Origin of the sequence: Aliamphritea hakodatensis (assembly GCF_024347195.1) — a bacterium.
Taxonomy (GTDB): Bacteria; Pseudomonadota; Gammaproteobacteria; order Pseudomonadales; family Balneatricaceae; genus Amphritea; species Amphritea hakodatensis.
In genome coordinates, this window is the sequence record NZ_AP025281.1 from 395,289 (window position 1) to 415,951 (window position 20,663).

A 20,663-nucleotide genomic window follows, 5' to 3' on the forward strand; every position below is an offset into this window, starting at 1 on the left:
GCGTAGTCGTTGTGGATAACGCTTTAAAAAGCAGGGGCATTAAGCCCCTGCGCACGGATCAGATCACCCGTTTCAGGTTAATAAAATCGCCACTCACTTCAAGGCTGAGGGTGACGTTCTGTTTGGTGCGGTTACGCCAGAACCAGCCGTGTTTGCCATCGAAAGCGGCTTTCAGTTCGCCGCTGTCGCCGGGGACAAACCGGCCTTTACCGTAGCCATGGTAAAAGCTTTTCGGGGCGTCATACGGGTCACCGTGGGTGTCGTAGTTCAGCTTACCGCCGTTGGCACTCCAGCTGTAATTCACCAGAGCATTTTGTTTCATCTCCAGTTTAATCTCAGCGCCCTGACCGGGCTTCAGCACAAAGCTGACCGTCCGGCTTCTGGCGGCAGGCTTAGCCGGTTCTGCGGCTGCCTGCGCCGTTTTGGCGGCGGCAATTTCCACAGGTTTTGCGGCAGGTTGTGGTTCGGGCTGCACCACTGGCTTAGCGGTGACGGTGACCGCCGGCAGCGGGGCGGTGCTCACAGCAGCCGTCGCGACCGGTACAGCAGCAGGTGCGGGAACCGCAGTGTCAGCAGCATCGGCAGCGGCTTCTGCCGCCAGCTGTTGCTTGATCTCGCCCATTTCGGTCAAGCCGAGGAAGCGGCCTGCGCCGGTCGGGTCAACGGCATATTCGGAGGGCAGCACTACGCAGATCAGCAGAACCGTGGCAACCACCAGTGCAGCAAGGGTAGAACGGACCAGCTGAGCCGCGCTGGGCTGGGGCTGGGATGAAAATTCACTGTTATACATCATTAGTTTTCCTTAAATCTGTCGGGTCACGGGGTGAGGATCAGGCCGCTGATCTGGTAGCCCATCAGCAGGAAGCCGAGGCTCATCATGGCGACGTTGGCGGTATAGGCATGACGCATAAAATTGCGGTTGCGCCGCCAGAAGCCCATCAGTATCAGAATGGCGGACAGGGCCAGTATCTGGCCGATTTCCACACCCACATTGAAGGCAATCAGGTTGATTAACAGGCCGTCCGGCGAGATGTCGAAGTCCTGAATCTTAGTGGCCAGCCCGAAGCCATGCATCAGGCCGAACAGAAGGGTGGCCGCTTTGGTATTCGGCTGAAAGCCAAACCAGCGGGGGAAAGCCCCCAGATTATCCAGGGCTTTGTAGACCACGGAAAAGCCGATGATGGCATCCACCACATAGGCGCTGACGCTGATGTTAGTCAGCACGCCTAACAGCAGAGTGACCGAATGGCCCATCGCAAACAGGGTGACATACAGGCCGACATCCTTAAGCCGGTAGAGGAAGAAAATAACGCCGAACAGGAACAGCAGATGATCGTATCCGGTGACCATGTGTTTGGCCCCCAGATAGATGAACGGGATGATCAGTACCCCGGAGCTTTCCTGAATATAGCCCTTGTCGCCGGTTGCAACGCCGTGCGCAAAGGCAGCATCAATGCTGCTGAGCAGCAGCATACACGCCAGTATAATAAGCAGCGTGTAGCGGCCGGCGGGCAAAGGCCGGCCGGCAGATAAATCACTAAACATAATTAGCCCTATGAGTTAATACACATCAGGCAGGCGCGGGCCTGCCGGTTTCAGACGTGCTGCAGAGCTCTGGGAGGGCGTTCGATCAGAAATAGCGGCGGATTAGGGATCCATTGTCGGTAGAATGACGGACGGGTATCTGTTAACGGGGCGTGATGGTTACTGCCATCCAGCGCCAGTTGCACCGAATCATGCAGATGATCAGCGGTTTGTGGCGGATGCTGGTGGGTAATATTGAACGTCTGATGGAATGACTGTTGCTGATGATCATGGTCGTGTCCGTGGTCATCATTATCGGCCAGCGTTTGTGTGTCTGTGACAACCGGTGCCGGCAGGTGAACGGTAACCGCCAGGGTAAACAGATGCCCGCCCCATGCATATAGCAGCATGAGGATCAGCGGGGCGATCAGAGGTTTTCGGGTGGCAGTGTTCACAGTCGGTTTGGTTGTCCGGGTCATCAGATGGCGGCAGCATAAAGGATGCTGCGGGGTTTCTCAATCCTGCTGTTATGAACCTGTTTTCTGTGCAGAGTTCCCGACGGTTTTCAGGTATCAGACAATCCGTGCCGACAGTTGCCGTGCTGCCTGAATCAGTTTTTTAGAATAGTCCCGGGCATCCTGCGGGTTAAGCATGTCACCGCTGATACCTGCGCTGATTGCCGCCACAGGTTCATTACGTAAATTCAGGACCGGGGCAGAAATACAGCTGATCTGGCTGTCGATTTCACCGTTGGTGACGGCATATCCCAACCGTTTAGCCCGGCTCAGATCGTCATGAATACGGGCGGTGGTTTCAGCATCGGCATGTTGCAGGCTGTCTTCACTGAGCAGATAACTGTGCTGAAATTCGTCCGGTCGCATCGACAGAATGGCTTTGCCGGAAGCAGATACATGCAGGGGCATGGTCTGGCCGATGTAAATATTGAAGACACTGCTCAGGGAGGATTCCACTTTGGAAACGACCACAACTTTGTTACCGACGGGAACGCAGAGAAAAATAGATTTATGGATTTCGTTCTTAAGGATTTCGGCAATCGGGTAAAAGAACGCAATGATGCTCTGTTTGTTGTAGATGGTGGACGCGATCTGGAAAATCTTGGATCCGATGCAATAGGATTTCTTCCGGCTGGGGTCCAGCGCCACCATCTGGTGATCGATCAGGGTGTTGATAATCCGGTGACCGCTGGCCGCGGCAATGCCGGTGGCTTCACATATTTCTGACAGTGTCAGCGGATAAGATGACGCGGCCAGTAAGTCCAGAATCATAACGGTATGGTCAACCGCAGGGGCTTTAGACTTGTCTTTACTCGGCATTTTCAGGCATCACTTTTTCTGTATATGGAAAAACAAACAGATTATGAAGGGTTATATCTGTCTTGAACAGGCCGAAAACGCGTCCTTAGGAGGGAATGCCGGAAGGCTGAAAAAAAGTAAAATTTTTTTAACTCTTCTTAAGAGGGCCTGATGGCGGTTTGTTCACCGGTTACTGCACGTTAACATCGCGGAAGCAGACCGAAATGGGTTTATGTAATTCATTGTTTTTGTTTGTTTTTTCTTATATGGAATTAATATTTCGGATATGGAAGAAAATTGACAGTTTCGCCCAAGCCTCCTAGCATTTCGCTATCAATAACAGGGTATCCGTCATGAAAATCGAACAAAACTTTATTGCCAATTCATTCACTGCGTCAGCAAACAGCGCCATGATTGCGGTGTATAACCCGGCTGATGGGGAGCTGGTTGCGCAGGTGCCTTCGGCCACCTCAGATGAAGCGATCGGGGCGGTAAACATTGCTGCACAGGCACAAAAAGTCTGGCGGAAACTGACCAGTGTCGAACGCGGCGCGTATCTTCATAAACTGGCTGATGCGCTGCTGGATCATAAGGATGCGATTGGTACAGCGCTGGCGCTTGAATCCGGAAAAAGCCTGGAAGACGCCACCAATGAAGCGGTCTATGCGGCAGATATCACTCGCTACCATGCGGAATGGGCGCGCCGTATTGAAGGTGAAATTATCCCGAGTGATACGCCGTCTGAGAACCTCTTGCTGCAGCGGGAGCCGATTGGCGTTATCAGTTGCCTGATCCCTTTCAATTATCCGGTGTACACCCTGTTACGGAAAATTGCCCCGGCGCTGATTACCGGAAACACTGTGGTTGTGCGTCCCAGTAACAATACCCCCTGTTCGGCCTTTGAAATCGCTAAAGCGGTACAGGCCGCTGGGATACCGTCCGGTGTGGTGAACATTCTGACCATGGATCATGCCACTGCTGAGATTGTCTGCACCCATCCTAAAGTAGGCATGATTACCCTGACCGGCAGTGTCGGTGCCGGCCGTAAGGTGTTGGAGTATTCGCAGGTAAACATTGCCAAGTCCTCTCTTGAGCTGGGAGGTAAGACACCGGCCATTGTGGAGGCGGATGCTGATTTGCAGCAGGCAGCCCGTGAAATCGTCGGGTCCAAGACCACCAACTGTGGACAACTCTGCACCGCGGTAGAGCGGGTCTATGTTCATGAAGGGGTCTATGACGAGTTTGTTGCATTGCTGAAACAGCATATGGAGGAACGTCAGTTTGGTGACCGTGCCAGCCATCCGGCTTATATGGGGCCGCTGGTAAATGATAATGCCCGGCTGAATATTCATCAGATGGTTGAACGCGCCATTGATGATGGTGCACAGCTGGAAGTGGGCGGCTATATTCCGGAAGGAAAAGGGCATTTTTATCCCCCGACTCTGTTAACAAACTGCCGTCAGGACATGGAAATTGTGCAGGAAGAGATCTTTGGGCCGGTACTGCCGGTGCTGAAGTACAGCGATGCGCAAGAGGCGCTGGAGCTGGCGAATGATCATCAGTTTGGCCTGGCATCGGTTATCTACACCGAGAATTACCGTACTGCGATGGGCATGGCCAATAATATTGAAGCCGGGGAGGTGTATATCAACCGTACGCCGGCAGATCCTTATCAGGGCTATCACGCGGGCTGGAAACGTTCCGGACTGGGGGGCGATGATGGCAAGCATGGCATGCTTGAGTTCACCCAGACCCGTTTAGTGGTTCAGAAGTACTGATGTAACACCGGGCAGGCTCACCTGCCCGTATCTGATCAAGACGCCGTTTATCTGGCTGCAGTGACTGCACTGTGGCATGGGTATCTCTGTGTCTGAAAAATGTAGATCGTTGAGAAGATGGCTTCTGACGAAGCCGAAAGGACATAAAAATAATGACGACTTTAAATGCTTCGATGGCTGCCGGTTCGGGCAGCTCCAACCTGAAACGTTACTTTCAGTTTCTGCTGTTACTGCTGGCGGCGGGGGCGATTTATCCCCTGTTATATCTGCGCCAGAATTTTGAAACCTCGATATTGGAAGCCTTTCAGATTACCACGTCAGATCTGGGAGATTACTATTCAATGCTCGGCGTGATGTACATGGTGTGCTATCTGCCCAGCGGCTGGCTGGCGGACCGTTTCTCGCCCAAAGGCCTGGTAGCGTTTTCGATGCTGCTGACCGGAGGGCTGGGGCTGTGGTTCGCCACGATCCCGGATAAAAGCATGCTGCCGTATATCTTTGCGGCCTGGGGAATCGGAGCGGGTCTGACGTTCTGGGCCTCTATGCTGAAAGGTGTAAAAATGCTGGCCAGCCATAATGAACAGGGCCGCTTCTTCGGTATTCTGGATGGCGGCCGTGGGCTGGTTGAAGCGGTCCTGGCGACCATCGCCATTGCCATTTTTGCCTATGCAATCGAATCGCAGGGGCAGAGTAATACCGTTGCATTACAACAGGTTATTTATATGTATTCCTTCACCTGTATTGTGATTGGCGTACTGGCCTTTATGTTTATCAGCAATGAGCCGGCCACGCCGGAAGTGGCAGATAAGACGTCCGGCAGCCGCGGAAATCTGCTGCGTGATCTGAAGTTTCTCATGTCAATTCCAGAGTTATGGCTGGTGGCGATTATCATTTTCTGTGGGTATCAGTTGTTCTGGGCCACGTATTCATTTTCAGCCTTTTTACAGGAAGGCTATGAGATAACTGCTGTCACCGCCGGTTTTATTACGGTTGCAAAACTATGGATGCGCCCGATCGGCGGAATTGGCGCCGGTTTCCTGGGGGATAAGTACGGTAAAGAAAATATCCTGGCGGTTGCGCTGCTGGGGGCGTCTCTGGGGTTGGTGGTAATGATCGTTTTTCCACAGCTGAACTCGGTGTATTTTCTGTTAGCCGTGGTACTGCTGATCGGTGTGCTGACGTATGCGATCCGTGGCCTTTACTGGGCGATTCTGGATGACTGTGATATCCCGCTACATGTAACGGGTCTGGCAATCGGGGTTGTATCGCTGATCGCCTATACCCCGGATATCTTCCTGCCACAGATTAACGGCTTTATTGCTGCCCGTTATGAAGGTGTTACTGTGTATAACCTCTACTTTGGCTATATTGCCGTAATGGGTGTAGTCGGTACGCTGACGGCACTGCGACTGAAAAATATGATTGCGAATAAAAAGGCTTCCTGATGAAAGTTACTTCCTGCGAAACCCATATTGTTGCTACGCCACCGCCTCATGTGGGCGGGATGTACTGGATCTTTGTCAGCCTGAAAACCGCCTGCGGTATTCAGGGGGTGGGTGAGGTGTATGCCGCTTCCTTCCATCCGACGGTGATGGAAAAAGCCATTGAAGATGTCTTCGAGCGTTACCTGAAAGGCCATGACCCGCACCATGTGGAGCGCTTCTTCCGGGAATGTTATTCAAGCGGTTTCACTCAGCGGCCGGATCTGACCATGATGGGTGTGGTCAGCGGGCTGGAAATGGCCTGCTGGGACATCATCGGCAAAGCCGCCGGTAAGCCGGTGTATGAGCTGATTGGCGGTAAGGTGAATCATAAGCTGCGCAGCTATACCTACCTCTACCCGGAGAATGCCAAAGGCGAATACGACTACGATAATGTTGAGCTGGCGGTTGAGTGTGCACTGCAGAATAAAGAACGGGGCTTTACGGCGCTGAAGTTTGATCCGGCGGGGCCTTATACGGCTTACTCCGGGCATCAGCTGTCCCAGAATGACCTGGAAAAATCTGCTACCTTCTGTGAAAAAATCCGCGAAGCCGTGGGTACCAGCTGTGACCTGTTGTTTGGCACCCATGGTCAGATGACGCCAGCGGCGGCCATCCGGCTGGCAAAGCGTCTCGAACCTTTTGACCCGCTGTGGTTTGAAGAGCCCGTTCCACCGGGACAGGCGGAAGCCATGGCGCAGGTGGCCGGGGCAACCAGCATACCGGTGGCCACCGGCGAACGGCTGACGACCAAATTTGAATTCCACGATGTACTGAAGAACCGGGCGGCAGCCATTCTGCAAATGAACCTGGGCAGAGTCGGCGGCATTCTGGAAGGGAAAAAAGTCGCTGCGCTGGCGGAGGCTTATTACTGCCAGATAGCCCCGCATCTGTATAACGGCCCGGTGGGTGCGGCGGCCAGCATTCAGCTTGCCACGGCGACGCCTAACTTTCTGATTCAGGAAAGTATCGGCACCTGGGACGGTTTCCATGCTGAAGTACTGCAAGAGAAAATTGACTGGCAGGATGGCTATATTATTCCTTCAGACAAACCGGGCTTAGGGGTTGAACTGAACATGGAGACCGTCAGGGCCTGTTCGCCTTATACGGAACCGACGCTGCATCTGTCGATGGATGCCCGGCCCTATGATTACAAGCGTCAGTCTTCTACTCACTGGAAGAAAACCGGTCTGTGATGATGCAGTATGATTTTATAATTGTCGGCGCCGGGTCTGCCGGCTGTATTCTGGCGGACCGGCTGAGCGAGTCCGGCCGGTATTCAGTGCTGTTGCTGGAGGCCGGCGGTAAAGACAGCCTGCCGTGGATAAAACTGCCGGTGGGGTTTGCCAAAACTTACTACAACCCTGATTACAACTACATGTATTACAGCCAGCCGGAAGCGGCCATGAATGGCCGTAACATGTATGTGCCCCGGGGGAAGGTGCAGGGGGGCTCTGGTTCGATCAATGCGATGATTTATGTGCGTGGTCAGCGGACGGATTTTGATGACTGGGCGGCGGCCGGTAACCCCGGCTGGTCCTATGATGAGGTATTGCCGTACTTCAAAAAGCTGGAGCGTCATCCGGCGGGGAATACCGCGTACCGTTCTGCCGAAGGGAAAATGGGCATACTGCCGATGAAGGCGGATGCTCACCCACTGTGTGAATATTATCTGCAGGCAGCGGAGCAACTGGGCTGGCCGCAAACGGATGATTTTAACGGGGCGGAATTTGAAGGCGCCGGTGTGTACGAAGCCAATATCAGCAAAGGGCAGCGGGACTCCAGCAATACGGCGTATCTTAAGCCTGCCCTGCAACGTCCCAACCTGACTTTGCTGCGCAATGTTCGGGTGGAAAAGGTAAGTTTTACTGCTGGGAAATGTGCGGAATCTGTGGCTTTTGTGCAGAACGGAACTGAGAAAACAGCAACTGCAAAACGGGAAATAATTCTTGCCTGCGGGGCGATAGATTCGCCTAAATTACTGCAGCTTTCCGGCATCGGTGACCGGGAATTGCTGGCGAAATTTAACGTTTCCGAAGTGCAGCATTTGCCGGCGGTGGGCCAGAATCTGCAGGATCATTTATGCCTCAGTTACTATTTTAAAGCGAAGGTTAAAACCCTGAATGATGACTTTGGTTCGCTGCTTGGGCAGGCGAAGGCCGGTTTGCAATATGCGCTGAACCGGCGGGGGCCGCTGTCTATGAGTGTGAATCAGGCCGGGGGCTTTTTTAAAGGCGATCCGGCAGAAGCGCTGCCGAATATTCAGCTGTATTTTAACCCCATGTCCTATCAGATTCCGCCGGACCCGAAAGCGCGGCTTAAGCCGGAGCCGTATTCCGGTTTTCTGGTGGCGTTTAATCCCTGCCGGCCGACCAGTAAGGGCAGTGTGATGCTGGCGTCTTCTGATCCGGCGGCGCCGGCGGCAATTACCTTTAACTATCTGTCAACAGAGAAAGATCTGGCGGAAGTTCAGCAGGGGCATAAGCTGGTGCGGGCACTGATGCAGGCACCGGCATTACAGGCGGTGACTGAAACTGAGGTAATGCCCGCGAATCAGGCGGATGATGCGCAGGCGCTGCTGGCGTATTACCGTGAGAATGCCGGCTCAATTTATCATGTCTGCGGCACCTGCCGGATGGGACCGGGTCTTGCCGACAGTGTGGTGGATGCCCGTTTACGGGTGCACGGGGTGGATGGATTAAGGGTGGTGGATGCATCCATTTTCCCTAATATCACGTCCGGTAATACCAATGCGCCGGCCATGATGGTGGCGGAAAAGGGCGCTGCTATGATCCTTGAAGATCAGGTCTGAAGACCTGATCTTCTGCTCAGCTGTTTTACCGGGCAATCTTCTGCAGGTATTCGAGCTGCTCTTCTTCCGGGTGTGGTTCGCTGAAGAAACTCAGGGTTTCGATCAGCTCAGTCCGGGCCTGCAGCGCGCCGGTTTCCCCTGCCTGAACACTGGCTGCACTGCTGGTCAGGTTGTCCAGTAACTGTGCCCCGACCGCTTCACTGCTGGTTAACAGTACGCCAACCAGCGCATCAACCTGATCACCGGCAAACTCAGCGGCCTGCCAGAAGTTTTCTGTCTGCTCGCCGGGCTGTTGTTCTTCGGCCTGTAACAGCGCGGCCGGATTATCCGTTTCAGCCAGTGTATTGGTACGGGTCAGGAAGCGGGAGAATTGCTGATTCAGTTCCTCTGTATCCTGCAGCGCCAGCGGTGCAGATGCAGGGTTCAGCTGATTAACATCCTGCACCAGCTGGTCGCGCTGTTCGGCGTTGAGCTCAGAGAAAGTCGTGTTTAGCTCGGTGCTGCGGCTGATGTCATCCTGGTTGAGCCAGGCATCGGTGACCATCAGGCGGATCATGTTTTTCTGATCCCGTTTACTCTCGTAATCGTCTTTGATTGCGTAACGGGATTTCGGGTCGCCGGTGTCATCACCCATCCGGCTCAGGGCAATGCCTTCCCGGGTCTGATGGTTTTCACGTAACTGGTCGAGGGTTTCGATGATTTCAGGGTTGTCTTCCAGTTGCAGTGTTTCTGCTTCATCGCCGACCAGGGTTTCAAGGCCTGTTTCGGTGATCTCAAGATAGCTGCGCTGGTGGGTGGTTTCCATGTAACTGAGCTTATCGGTCATGGCGGACAGCTGCTCATCGCTGAACTGGTAGTCAGAAATAAAGCTCATGGTGGTATCCAGCATGTCTTTGACGACCCAGAGCATGTCATTGTCGTAATCGATATTGGCCTGGTCAGGCTCTTCATATCCAACCGGTTTATTGAAACCGTATTCGAATCCCGGCCGTGCCTTCTCGGCTAATCCGCCCAGATAGTTAAGGAATGAATCGGTGGTTTGTTCAGAGCGTTCTGCCAGGCCTTCAACCACATCCTGACCTAACTGGTTATCGGCGCCAAAAATCAGTAACAAAGTATCTTGCTGGGATTCGGTGAAGGGCTGCAGGGAATCCAGCATGGTATCCGGTTCATCGGTTTTGTGAACAGCACTGACGAAGTTATACAGGTTGTTAGCTGAAGGCGAAGGCTGTGCAAACGGCAGCGTGCCGCTGGCACTGTAGGTGGAATCAGTTGGGCGGCTGATGACCTGCTCCGCATAACCCGCTGCCCGTTCCAGTACCCGTAGCTGGGTGTCGGATGACATCGCCGTCAGATCCGCGACAAACTCTTTGGCCAGCCGGGCTGTTGCCAGCCCGAAGTTAGGGGCCATATGCACCGTCGCCGGGGTCTGCATTTTATCAATGCTGCTGGCCAGATGTCCGAGTGCCGTATCATCCAGCGATTCTGCCAGTGCCAGAAAGTTTTCATCCAGGATCATTTCGGTATTAATCAGCGACTGGCGCTGTTCTTCACTGACCCGGTTGAGGACATTTTCGATGCGTTCGTTGCGTTCATCGCCCAGCACAAAGTAGGTTTTAACCGTTGCTGAGGGATCGGTAACGGTGAATTTCTCACCCCGGGGGGCGTTCACCGGGCCGTCGTTTTTAATCAGAGAATCCTGGCTGGCTTGCTGAGCGCTTTTTAGCTGCTGTGCTGCCTGAGCGTTCGGCTGGCTTGTGTCTGTGGTCCGGGAACCTGTCAGGCTGTTTTGGGGTTGTGTGGTCAGCGTTGCAGAATAGAGTTTCATGGTGTCATCCTTGCCTGCCCTCAGACATCATCCCTATATGTGGATACAGAGTGGCGCAGCCTCCTTCGATATGTTGATAAGCTTCATATCGGCCGTTTAAAGCATTCTTATATGTACAGCCGAAAAAAAACTGACAGGTACAGATTTCCGCTGAATCCGGTTGGCGGGAAGAAGGCCCTCGCGGGTATAATCAGCGCTGAATCCGCAATAGCAGCCTGGTGAGGGGTTATGTCTCAAACGGATAAATTTTTTGATCACAGTGAAGTCGAGTTTGCCGCTGAAGCGATGCGTAAGGCGGGCGTTATTTATGATGATCTGTTTAATAAGCTCTGCCGACAGATTTATGAAGACGTTAAAGACGCTGCCACGCCGGCTGATACCCTCAGAATCTGCAACAACAGTATTGTCCATGCCGAGCATATTTTTGTTGCCAACTTTCCGGATAACTATCAAACCGCCTGTCAGCAGGGCTGCAGTCACTGTTGTCACTTTCCGGTACAGGCTGCGCCTCAGGATATCGTTCAGTTAGCCCTGCACCTTAAGCTCAGCCTCAGTGATGCTGAACTGGCAGATCTGAACAGACGCATGCAGCAGGATATCCGCCAGCGCAGTGGTGCGTTTATGCGCGCGCCCTGTCCGTTACTCACAGACGAACAAAGTTGCAGCGTGTATGAGCACCGGCCTTTAGTGTGCCGTATGTTCAGTTCACAGAATGCTCAGAGTTGTGAACAGTCGCTGACAGATGGCCGGCAGATTTCGCAGCGCCCGCTGACCCACCGGATTTTTCAGGCGGCGGTGACGGCGTTGCTGATCGCTGCAGAGCAGCAGGGCATGTATAAAGAACAGGGCCTGCTGATTCCGGGATTACTGGATTTACTGACCGATACCGGCGGTGAACCTTCTGAGTTCTGCCTTTCCTGGAAACCTGTCTATCTTGAAGCGTTAAACGCGCTCGGGCCCGCCGGGGTCTGATTGTTTCTGCGCCGGGTTCTTCGGTGCGAGATAACCTCTTTGCAAATTTTTACGACAGCTTAACCCAAGTTAACAAATGCCTGGGGCATACTCCTGCGCGCCGTTCCGGGCTTATCCGCGGGGTGTGTTGCCGTGCAGCGAAAGAAAGGCTTTGCAAAGTCAGTCATAAGCTTTACTATTTAACTTATCAAATGATTAATTAAATAATAATTTAAAGAGCACTAAGCCTTATGACTCAGTCAGCAAAACCCAAACGGGGCCGTCCGGCAGATCCTGCTTTGCAGGAAAAACGCCGTGAAGATCTGCTTGATGCCGCCTTTGAGTTGCTGCGCCATAAGAGCTACCGCAGCATTACCATTCGGGAACTGGCCAGCCAGGCGAATACTCAGTCGGCGATGATTAAGTATTACTTCAGTGATAAACAGGGCGTGTTTCTGGCTTTGCTGGAGCGGGTTGCTAAACATCAGCAGGCCGATTTTGAGGCCGTGATGGAAGCGGATGAACCCCTGAAAATGTTTATTCACCGCTCGGTGAAGTTTTTCGCAAAAAATCAGCCGGTAACCCGGCTGATTGCCGATGAGGTCATTGCCGGAGACAGTGAACTGAAGAAGGTTTTCATCGCCACTCTGCCGAAACGGACCGCCGAAATGCTGCCAAAGCTGATTGCTGCAGAACAGGCTGCAGGCCGTATCCGGGCGGATATGAATCCTAAGTGGCTGGGGTTCTCGCTGATTAATATGATCATCACGCCGTTTGTTGCGGTACCTGTCCGCGAACAGGTATGGCAGATCAGTCATGAAGAGATTGCCAGCGATGCCTGGGCAGAACATGTATACCGTATTTTTACAGAGGGGGCTGTGCAATGAGCCAGACCAATAAAACATCCTGGCTGAGCCGGTTTTGGGCATTGCCGCTGGTGGTGGCAATGGGGGTTGTCATTGCGCTGGTGATTATTAAGTCCCGGCCACAGATGCAGCATCAGGTCAGTGCTGAAACCGGCGTGCCGGTGACCACACTGCAGGTGGCGGAGTATGAAGTCCGGCCAACGGTGACCGGCTACGGTGAAGTGGAGCCGGATATCCTGCTGGATGTGCGGGCCGAAGTGGCCGGTAAGGTGGTGTATGTTCACCCGCAACTGAAACAGGGGGTATTGCTGCCGGCGGGAACACTGGTGGTGCAGATCGATGACAGTGATTACGTACTGGCGCTGAAAAAAGCACAGGCGACACTGGCGCAGAACCGGGCGAATCTGGCGGAACAGGATATCACCCGTCAGGATGCGGAACTGGATCTGAAACTGGCGAAAGATAAGCTCAGTCTGGCGTCTAAGGAGCTGGTCCGTTTTGAGCAGTTACTTAAGAAGCGTTCTGTCGCCCAGTCACAGGTAGACAGCCAGCGAAACGCGGTATTACAGGCCCGTCAGGAAGTGCAGAGTTTACAGAACAGCCTGGATGCTTTGCCGTACACCACAGAGGTTTTGCGGGCGCAGCTGGAAATTGCCGAAGCTGAAGTGGCCGCTCAGGAACTGAATCTGGAACGTACTCAAATCCGCCTGCCGTTTGATGCCCGCATTGCCAGTCAGTCGGTTGAGACGGACCAGTACGTGGGACTGAATGCATCGCTGTTTTCTGCTCAGACCATTGATAAGGTGCTGATTAATGCACAGTTTGCGCTGCCGCAAATGCGCCTGTTATCCAAAGGGTTTGATCTGCCGGCCGAGCAGGCGGATGTGTTTATTCAGGAAGGCGCAGAGACCGATACACTGATGCGCCGTCTGGGGCTGACGGCCCGTGTCAGTCTGGTGGGCAATGATGCCCGGGTTAACTGGGAAGCGAAGGTTGAGCGGATCAGTAATAACCTTGATCCGGCGTCCCGGACGGTTGGCGTGATTGTCAGTGTTGCCCGGCCTTATGAACAGGTGGAGCCGGGGCTGAAGCCGCCGCTGATCGACGGTATGTATATGCAGGTTGAGTTGCAGGGCCGGGCACAGGCATTTCTGGTCGTGCCGCGCACCGCGTTGCACGAAGGTGAGCTGTATCTGGCCGGTGAAGGGCAAACTCTGATACGCCAGCCGGTTGAAGGTTTTGCGCAACAGCAGATGTTGTTACTGGACCCACAACAAATACGTTTACCTTCTGATCAGGTGATTACTTCGGATCTGTTTCCGGCCGTAAGCGGCATGTTACTGGCACCGCAAACCGATGCCGGTGCACAGCAGGTGCTGGCGGACTGGCTGGAGGCACACTGAGATGATTCGCTTCTTTGCTGCCCATCCGACAGCGGCCAATCTGTTGATGGGGCTGTTCATGCTGGCGGGAATTCTGGCCCTGCCGGATATTAAGCGGGAAACTTTTCCTGAAATCGATAAGTATGAAGTTCAGGTGACGGTGGCGTATCCGGGCGCGGCTGCGACGGATGTGGAACTGGGGATCTGTAAACCGCTGGAAGATGCGATGGACGGTATCAGTTTCATGGAAGAAAAGCGGTGTGAGGCGCGGGATTCCAGCGCCATTATGACGCTGAAGATGCTCGAAGCCGGTAACTTCAGTGAGTTTCTGGAAGATGTGAATTCCGCCGTAGACGGTGTGGATAATTTCCCACAGGACAGTGAAACACCGGTTGTGGCTGAAACCGGCCGTACTCAGGATGTTGTTACTGTTGCGCTGACGGCAGACCTGCCAAGGCGGGATCTGAAAACCCTGGCCGAACAGCTTAAGCAGCGGATGCTGCAGGCGCCGGGTATTCCGCTGGTGGAGATTCAGGGCTTCGGTAAACGGGAATTTCAGATTCAGGTGGCGCAGTACAATCTGCGCCAGTATGGCCTGAGCCTGCAGGACATCGCCGATAAGATCAGCGGCCAGAACGTGGATATGCCCGCCGGTGAACTGAGTGGTAAAGAGCAGGAATATCAGATCCGTTTCAGCGATGAAAAACGTACCACGGAGGAAATGGCTGAACTGATTATTATCAGTGGGGATCAGCGTAATGAACTGCGTCTGGGTGACATTGCCACCATTCGCAGTGACTTTGATACCGATGCCAACAAGGTGACCTACAACGGCCAGCCAGCGGCGTTTTTAAAAGTCAGCAAGAATACAGTGGATGACAGCCTGGATGTGCTGGCGGCTGTAGAAGGCTTTATTACAGAGGAGCAGCAGCGTCTGCCCGGCGAAGTGACGCTGGCCCTGACTCAGGATTCCACCAGTATCATTGAAGACCGGATCAGCATGTTGGCGAAGAATGCCTGGCAGGGGTTGTTGCTGGTGTTTGCGGTGATGTGGCTGTTCTTCGGCACCCGTTATGCGTTCTGGGTGGTGATGGGCCTGCCGGTTTCCTTCCTGGCCAGTGCCTTTGTGCTGGGTATGATGGGCATGAGCATCAATATGCTGTCGATGGTGGCGCTGCTGCTGGCGCTGGGGATTCTGATGGATGATGCCATTGTGATCTCGGAGAGTATCGGTCAGCAGTTGCGGCACGGTAAAAAGCCACTGCAGGCAGCCATTGACGGTACTTCAGTGGTGGCCAAAGGGGTGTTTTCTTCCTTCCTGACAACCTTATGTATCTTCAGCGGATTGCTCAGCCTGACCGGCGATATCGGGCAGATTCTGGTGGTCATTCCGGTGGTGCTGATTTCGGTGATTTCGGTGTCCCTGATCGAGGCATTTTTTATCTTGCCGAGCCATCTTTATCACTCTCTTGAACATGCGGGTAAGCAAAAGGCATCGGCTTTACGCATAAAGGTTGATGAGGTGTTTGACCGGCTCCGGCTGAAGATCGATGCCGGTGTTACCGCGCTGATTCGTATCCGCTATGCCTTTGTCGGTGGCGTTATTGCTTTGCTGATTGTTTCGGTCAGCCTGATGGTCTCAGGGGTCGTGAAGTTTTCTGCGTTTCCGACCATTGAAGGGGACATTCTGCAGGCCAAAATTCTGATGCCGACCGGCACACCCATTGAGAAAACCGAACAGGTGGTTGCTCAGCTGAAGCAGCAGTTAGAGGAGGTCGCCGGGCCGTTAAGTGATACTCAGGGAGAGCCGGTGGTGAATGCCGTAACAGTGAATTACGGGACTAATTCAGACGCGTTTGAATCCGGCCCGCATCTGGCAACTATCAGCGTGGATCTGCTGACAGCAGAGCAGCGCCATTTCTCGATACACACGCTGAAACAGCAGTGGCTGGAACGGGCGGACAGTATTCAGGGCCCCTGGAGCATTGCCATTAAAGAGCCTGGGCTTGGACCTGCCGGCCGGGCCATTGAAATTCGTCTGCAGGGGGCCGATCTGGAACGTTTGTCTGTGGCATCTCATGACTTGCAGGCCTGGCTGGCAGGGTATCCCGGTGTGAATAATTTGCTGGATGATCTGCGCCCGGGCAAGCCTGAATTTACCCTGCACCTGAAGGATGGTGCATACAGTCTGGGGATGACCGCACAAAGCATTGCGGTGCAGCTGCGGGCAGCCTTTCAGGGCAGTAAGGTGATTGAGTCCAGCATCGGGCTGGAAAACTATGAAGTCATCGTTGAACTGGATGAAGCTTCCCGGGATGAGCTGGCCGACTTCGATAACTTCCCGATTATTAATCCGGCCAACGGTGCGGTGATTCCGTTAGGCAATGTGGCGGAGATAGTACCGACGAGAAGTTTCTCCCGGATTCACCGTGTGGATAACCTCAGAACCGTGACCGTGCTGGGGGATATCGACGCCAACCTGAATAACACCAATGCGGTACTGGGAGACCTGAAACAGAGCTTTTTGCCAGGGTTTGCTGAGCGCTACCCGGATGTGAAACTGGTTTTCAAAGGCGAAGTGGCCGAAGGCGGCGAGACTCAGGGCTCGATGGGTAAATCCATGCTGATGGGGCTGGCGGGCATTTTTATATTGCTTAGCTTCCAGTTCCGCTCGTATATGGAACCGGTCATCGTGATGATCAACATTCCGCTGGCGCTGATCGGTGTAATCTGGGGACACTGGTTACTGGGGCTGGATATTACCATGCCGTCGATGCTGGGGTTTGTGTCGCTGGCGGGGATTGTGGTGAATGACTCGATTCTGCTGGTGGAGTTTGTTAAGCGGCGCATTGCCGAAGGCATGAGCGTACACGCGGCAGCAGCGAGAGCCAGCCATGACCGGTTCCGTGCCGTCCTGCTGACGTCTCTGACCACGATTGCCGGGATGACACCGCTGTTATTTGAAACCAGCCTGCAGGCACAGATACTGATTCCGCTAACGGTCAGTATTGTGTTTGGTATTGCCAGTTCAACCCTGCTGGTGTTGTTTGTAGTGCCATGCTGTTACAGCATTCTGGAAGATTTCGGACTGGCGAATTCCCGCCAGCATGTGACTGAAGATTAGCCAGTTCGTGTTGTTGCAGGTGCGTATTTATCTGGATTGTCACAATGTAGGGTGATGGGTGTTTTATTGTTGAGTAATCGGGTGAGCGTGTTAGTTTGCCTTGAACAGAGATGTGTCAGTCAGACTTGTGTCAAGCCGATACCAGTGTAAAGCATTTCGCCAGAGAATATCGTCGCGTGCTGTTGGGTCAACCGCCCGTATTGCTTGTTCGACCAGTGCTAACCAATCTGCATAACTGACTTGTAGCCCTGATACAGGCATATTACTGGCAAAAAGGCAGCGTTTTGTACCAAAAATGCTGATAGTCTGGCAGAGCAGTTCAAAATTTTGTTGGGTATTCCAGGGAGTCCCGGGTACCCCTAACTCAGAGAGTTTGACGCAGACGTTTAGGTTGCTGGCCAGTATCTCCATCTGTTGTCGCCAGTTGGCAAGGCCTGATTGTGAACGTTCCCAGGGCAGGCCACAGTGGTTAAGTATTACCCGTAATCCGGGGGTTTTTTTCAGGGTTTTGGCCGCATCCGCTAGATGCCAGGCTGGCACCCGAAGATCCCAGGACAGGTCACGTTCTTCAAGTAATGCCAGGCCGCTGCACCAGCCGGGGTCCTGCAAGGTGTTGGTACACCCTTTAACCCGGTCATATTCTTCTGCTGTTTTTGCAGTGAGCGGTTTAACTCTGACCCCACGAAAAAGTGACGATTGCATCTGCCGATCCAGCCAGTTGGCACAATGGTCTTTACCGAACGGTGCCCAGCCAATGTGTGCGCAGGGTAATCTGTTGTTGATTTGTATTGCATCAATCCAGGCTGTTTCATCGCAGCTTTGTTGCCGGTCAGCTTCCGCTTCACAGTGAATGCTTCCGAGTAAACGGTAGCCCGAGGGAATTAGTTGTTGTAAGTGTGTAGGGAGAAACGTCTGGCGAATGGAAACATAATCACCCAGAAAAAAATCATCGATGACCTGATCGCTTAACCACGGATAGCGTATATGTCCATCAAGTTGCCAAAGATGGTGGTGACTGTCGATTAAATATTGTTGGTTGTTCATTGCCAATGTTCTCTTTAGTGATTGATAACTTATTTAAATTGGCGGGAGAAAAGTCACAACGTCAGGTGTATCAAGGGTATTGAAATAGCGAATAATTTGTTGACGATCCAGATTAAGTACGCCCAGCTTATCTCCCACAAATGTGACAAAAGCGTGTTTTCCATCCGGATGGAAGGCTAAAGCGACGGGACGGTATTCCAGTTCTATTGAACCGAGTGATGCGAGCTGCTGATCAAATAATGCTAGGGAATTTTCACCATAATTAGTGACGATCAGGCGGTTACATGGATCGAGATAGATACGGGTCGGATCTTCGCCAGTTGGTGCTATATGGGTTATCTGTAACGTTTCAACGTCGATCGCTACAATGCTGTTATCGGTACGGTTGGCAACAAATAATGTTTTTTCATCAGCAGAGAAACGATTGCCTTCAGGTTTACGGCCTGGATTAACCGAGACCGGCGTAAAAGTTGGGTCCTGAGGTTTGATCAGTGTCACTGTATGGCTTAGGAGGTTAATACCAAAAGCAGTTTCGCCATCACGGCTCAGAGCAAATAAATGTGTTTTGTAACCACCTGATGGCACGGCGCGGTCCGCCTCATCAGTATTTTCCGGGTCATCAAAGATCAGCAGGGTACTGTGGCCTTCACTCATGGCGTAGAGGCGGTCCTGGTTGTCCATGGCCAGCCCGTGAATACGGTAGAAAGGCCAGGTGTTGAGGGTACGGACATGTTCACCTGTTATAAGATCAATCACAAATACCGAGCAACCTCCCTGATTTCCTGAATGGTGTATGCTTTCTATACCGTAATGAGCGACGTACGCAAAACGGTTGTTAGAATCCACAACCATCTCATGGGGAAAATCTGGTAACCGGATATGTTTAACTGCTTTACCACTTGCAAGGTCGTAAAAACTTAATGTATGAGCACATTTCTGGTTGAGCAGTAACAGTTCATTGTTTCGCATTGGGGCGTTCCTGTCGTCATAGTTGAGTGAGCAAAAACACAGCAGGCCAGAACGGCCAGCCGATCTGTTAGTGGTTTTGCGGTGAATCAGCTGTTAACCGGAAACCGATGATGCTTGTTTGGGGATAAATCAGTTTGCGAGAAGTGTATTGGTTCAAAAACAGAATATAACGCATCTTATTTCCCTATAGTGCATTGGTTTGGGCAGTGTCAGCATCCTGCTGATTTTTTTGAGTGTAAGTTATTAGTGAATTAAAAAAGCCGTATTGCCTGTTTGAGTGTTGATAAATGGCCGGGTATTTTACTGTTTGGGTGTTGGTCGGGATTTGTCTGAAAACTATTCATCGTTGCTATAGCTTCAGATATTACCGGACGTTTTTTGGGCTTAATGGCGTAAAATTCTAAATGCTCTGCTTTATTTATGACGCAATGCTGATCATACATATTTAAGACCGATTAAGTGGTGTTGCCCTGTATAAAACTAATGGGCGAAAGTATGGCGCCCGGGGTTTCTTTACCTGCAGCAAGGTTGATAATCGCGTTTCCGGCAGCAGTCCCTATTTCATGGCGTGGCACATCAATCGTAGTGATCTGAGTACGGATACTGTGTCTGACAGAGGTACCGTTAAAGCCTGCAACAGCTACTTGTTCCGGTACTGAAATTCCCTGCTCGTATAACCACGTAATACCGCCTATAGCCATCGCGTCATTGAGGTAGAAAATTGCATCCGTCTTTGGATGTTGTGTGATCAGTTGCCGAGTCAGTTCTCGGCCGGATTCAGCCTGTCGAGACATATTCGGGTCAATTGCTTCGACGATTGTTTTACCGGCCTTTTGTAAAGTGTCTGTAAAGGCCGAGTGGCGGATTTCAGCACATAGGTCTTTTTCCAGTTCTGCACCAACATAGCCAATGTGATTAAAGCCCCGTTTTAAAAAATGCCGGGCCATCAATTTTCCAGCTTCAATGTGAGAAGGGCCAATATTAGTATCACCGAACCCTTTGTCCGGACTCCAGAGCTGGACTGATGGGCAGTGTCTTAAATTCAGTAATTTGATGCTGCTTTCTGTATGTTTCAGTCCGCCGCAGATAATGAGACCTGCCGGTTGGATAGATAGCATGGTTTTAATCAGTTCTTCTTCGATCTTTCCGTCAAATAAGGATTCACCGATCAAGGTGTTCAGGCCATGAGGCCGTAGCTGTTCATTGATACCACTCAGTATTTCGGCAAAAATTGCGTTGCTGGCTGAAGGAATGATTACACCGACAAATGAGCTTGTTTGCGATCTGAGTGATCCCGCCAGAAAGTTTTTTACATACCCTAACTCGTCTGCAGCAGCATGGACCCGTGTGCGGGTTTTTTCCGATATTCTGCCGGTACCACGTAAGACTTTTGATACGGTCATCTGACTGACACCGGCCAACTGTGCAACATCGTCAAGTTTGACCAGTTTTTTCTTCTTTGCTTCGCCCATTCTTTCGTTCTTGACCTCTTAATTGAACTCTGAAGAAAAAAGCGCTTGGTCATCAGAGCCTATAAAAAAATGATGCACAGTTTTATGCTAGCCATGTATAGGGATGCTGGTGTTACAGT

16 protein-coding genes are annotated in these 20,663 nt (G+C 52.4%); 8 read left to right on the plus strand and 8 right to left on the minus strand.

What is annotated here, in order from left to right; translation table 11 throughout:
• Nucleotides 1–58 precede the first annotated feature (58 nt).
• From PCI15_RS01740 to PCI15_RS01755, 4 genes are all read right to left on the minus strand, one after another.
• Nucleotides 59–793: a transmembrane anchor protein gene (locus PCI15_RS01740; RefSeq protein ID WP_271272653.1), complete on the minus strand. Its 735-nt coding sequence runs from the start codon at nt 791–793 to the stop codon at nt 59–61.
• A 23-nt stretch (nt 794–816) separates the two neighbouring features.
• On the minus strand, nt 817–1,545 hold the full coding sequence (locus tag PCI15_RS01745) for a HupE/UreJ family protein (protein WP_376787828.1): 729 nt from the start codon (nt 1,543–1,545) through the stop codon (nt 817–819).
• A gap of 50 nt (nt 1,546–1,595) precedes the next feature.
• Nucleotides 1,596–2,003, minus strand: coding sequence for a hypothetical protein (locus tag PCI15_RS01750; protein ID WP_271272654.1), 408 nt, complete (start codon nt 2,001–2,003; stop codon nt 1,596–1,598).
• 93 nt (nt 2,004–2,096) lie between these two features.
• Nucleotides 2,097–2,858, minus strand: a complete 762-nt coding sequence (locus PCI15_RS01755) for an IclR family transcriptional regulator (protein ID WP_271272655.1) — start codon at nt 2,856–2,858, stop codon at nt 2,097–2,099.
• A gap of 332 nt (nt 2,859–3,190) precedes the next feature.
• Between PCI15_RS01755 and aldA the strand changes: the two genes are divergently transcribed.
• The 4 genes from aldA (at nt 3,191) to PCI15_RS01775 (ending at nt 8,908) form a co-directional block, all read left to right on the plus strand.
• Complete coding sequence (gene aldA / locus PCI15_RS01760; protein WP_271272656.1) at nt 3,191–4,615, plus strand: aldehyde dehydrogenase; 1,425 nt, start codon at nt 3,191–3,193, stop codon at nt 4,613–4,615.
• Nucleotides 4,616–4,767: 152 nt separating this feature from the next.
• Nucleotides 4,768–6,060 (plus strand): MFS transporter, encoded by a 1,293-nt coding sequence (locus tag PCI15_RS01765; RefSeq protein ID WP_271272657.1) that lies wholly within the window; start codon nt 4,768–4,770, stop codon nt 6,058–6,060.
• Nucleotides 6,060–7,292 carry a mandelate racemase/muconate lactonizing enzyme family protein gene (locus tag PCI15_RS01770; RefSeq protein WP_271272658.1) on the plus strand — a complete coding sequence of 411 codons (1,233 nt, stop codon included), beginning with the start codon at nt 6,060–6,062 and terminating at the stop codon, nt 7,290–7,292. The genes PCI15_RS01765 and PCI15_RS01770 overlap by 1 nt, the downstream gene beginning before the upstream one ends.
• Nucleotides 7,292–8,908 carry a GMC family oxidoreductase gene (locus tag PCI15_RS01775; RefSeq protein WP_271272659.1) on the plus strand — a complete coding sequence of 539 codons (1,617 nt, stop codon included), beginning with the start codon at nt 7,292–7,294 and terminating at the stop codon, nt 8,906–8,908. Before PCI15_RS01770 ends, PCI15_RS01775 begins: the two co-directional genes overlap by 1 nt.
• 25 nt (nt 8,909–8,933) lie before the next feature.
• Here PCI15_RS01775 and PCI15_RS01780 read toward each other — a convergent pair whose 3' ends face one another.
• Nucleotides 8,934–10,736: a hypothetical protein gene (locus tag PCI15_RS01780; protein ID WP_271272660.1), complete on the minus strand. Its 1,803-nt coding sequence runs from the start codon at nt 10,734–10,736 to the stop codon at nt 8,934–8,936.
• Nucleotides 10,737–10,964: 228 nt separating this feature from the next.
• Here PCI15_RS01780 and PCI15_RS01785 point away from each other — a divergent pair, with 228 nt between their 5' ends.
• From PCI15_RS01785 to PCI15_RS01800, 4 genes are all read left to right on the plus strand, one after another.
• Entirely contained in the window at nt 10,965–11,708 is a 744-nt protein-coding gene (locus PCI15_RS01785) for a YkgJ family cysteine cluster protein (protein WP_271272661.1), read from the plus strand.
• A gap of 230 nt (nt 11,709–11,938) precedes the next feature.
• Nucleotides 11,939–12,574 carry a TetR/AcrR family transcriptional regulator gene (locus PCI15_RS01790; RefSeq protein WP_271272662.1) on the plus strand — a complete coding sequence of 212 codons (636 nt, stop codon included), beginning with the start codon at nt 11,939–11,941 and terminating at the stop codon, nt 12,572–12,574.
• Nucleotides 12,571–13,956 (plus strand): efflux RND transporter periplasmic adaptor subunit, encoded by a 1,386-nt coding sequence (locus PCI15_RS01795; RefSeq protein ID WP_271272663.1) that lies wholly within the window; start codon nt 12,571–12,573, stop codon nt 13,954–13,956. The genes PCI15_RS01790 and PCI15_RS01795 overlap by 4 nt, the downstream gene beginning before the upstream one ends.
• Nucleotide 13,957: 1 nt before the next feature.
• A complete protein-coding gene (locus PCI15_RS01800) occupies nt 13,958–17,059 on the plus strand; it encodes an efflux RND transporter permease subunit (RefSeq protein ID WP_271272664.1) in 3,102 nt (1,033 codons plus the stop codon).
• 90 nt (nt 17,060–17,149) lie between these two features.
• Here the strand turns inward: PCI15_RS01800 and PCI15_RS01805 are convergent, their stop codons facing one another.
• The 3 genes from PCI15_RS01805 to PCI15_RS01815 all read right to left on the minus strand — a co-directional run bounded on the left by PCI15_RS01805 (nt 17,150) and on the right by PCI15_RS01815 (nt 20,544).
• Complete coding sequence (locus tag PCI15_RS01805) at nt 17,150–18,103, minus strand: amidohydrolase family protein (RefSeq protein ID WP_271272665.1); 954 nt, start codon at nt 18,101–18,103, stop codon at nt 17,150–17,152.
• 33 nt (nt 18,104–18,136) lie between these two features.
• On the minus strand, nt 18,137–19,072 hold the full coding sequence (locus PCI15_RS01810) for a YncE family protein (RefSeq protein ID WP_271272666.1): 936 nt from the start codon (nt 19,070–19,072) through the stop codon (nt 18,137–18,139).
• 455 nt (nt 19,073–19,527) lie between these two features.
• The gene (locus PCI15_RS01815) at nt 19,528–20,544 is read right to left on the minus strand and encodes a LacI family DNA-binding transcriptional regulator (protein ID WP_271272667.1); all 1,017 of its coding nucleotides are present in this window, start codon (nt 20,542–20,544) and stop codon (nt 19,528–19,530) included.
• Nucleotides 20,545–20,663 lie beyond the last annotated feature (119 nt).

Coding starts and splice junctions, on each gene's coding strand:
- PCI15_RS01740 (WP_271272653.1), bottom strand. CDS start 793: ATGATGTATAACAGTGAATTTTCATCCCAGCCCCAGCCCAGCGCGGCT.
- PCI15_RS01745 (WP_376787828.1), bottom strand. CDS start 1,545: ATGTTTAGTGATTTATCTGCCGGCCGGCCTTTGCCCGCCGGCCGCTAC.
- PCI15_RS01750 (WP_271272654.1), bottom strand. CDS start 2,003: ATGACCCGGACAACCAAACCGACTGTGAACACTGCCACCCGAAAACCT.
- PCI15_RS01755 (WP_271272655.1), bottom strand. CDS start 2,858: ATGCCGAGTAAAGACAAGTCTAAAGCCCCTGCGGTTGACCATACCGTT.
- aldA (WP_271272656.1), top strand. CDS start 3,191: ATGAAAATCGAACAAAACTTTATTGCCAATTCATTCACTGCGTCAGCA.
- PCI15_RS01765 (WP_271272657.1), top strand. CDS start 4,768: ATGACGACTTTAAATGCTTCGATGGCTGCCGGTTCGGGCAGCTCCAAC.
- PCI15_RS01770 (WP_271272658.1), top strand. CDS start 6,060: ATGAAAGTTACTTCCTGCGAAACCCATATTGTTGCTACGCCACCGCCT.
- PCI15_RS01775 (WP_271272659.1), top strand. CDS start 7,292: ATGATGCAGTATGATTTTATAATTGTCGGCGCCGGGTCTGCCGGCTGT.
- PCI15_RS01780 (WP_271272660.1), bottom strand. CDS start 10,736: ATGAAACTCTATTCTGCAACGCTGACCACACAACCCCAAAACAGCCTG.
- PCI15_RS01785 (WP_271272661.1), top strand. CDS start 10,965: ATGTCTCAAACGGATAAATTTTTTGATCACAGTGAAGTCGAGTTTGCC.
- PCI15_RS01790 (WP_271272662.1), top strand. CDS start 11,939: ATGACTCAGTCAGCAAAACCCAAACGGGGCCGTCCGGCAGATCCTGCT.
- PCI15_RS01795 (WP_271272663.1), top strand. CDS start 12,571: ATGAGCCAGACCAATAAAACATCCTGGCTGAGCCGGTTTTGGGCATTG.
- PCI15_RS01800 (WP_271272664.1), top strand. CDS start 13,958: ATGATTCGCTTCTTTGCTGCCCATCCGACAGCGGCCAATCTGTTGATG.
- PCI15_RS01805 (WP_271272665.1), bottom strand. CDS start 18,103: ATGAACAACCAACAATATTTAATCGACAGTCACCACCATCTTTGGCAA.
- PCI15_RS01810 (WP_271272666.1), bottom strand. CDS start 19,072: ATGCGAAACAATGAACTGTTACTGCTCAACCAGAAATGTGCTCATACA.
- PCI15_RS01815 (WP_271272667.1), bottom strand. CDS start 20,544: ATGGGCGAAGCAAAGAAGAAAAAACTGGTCAAACTTGACGATGTTGCA.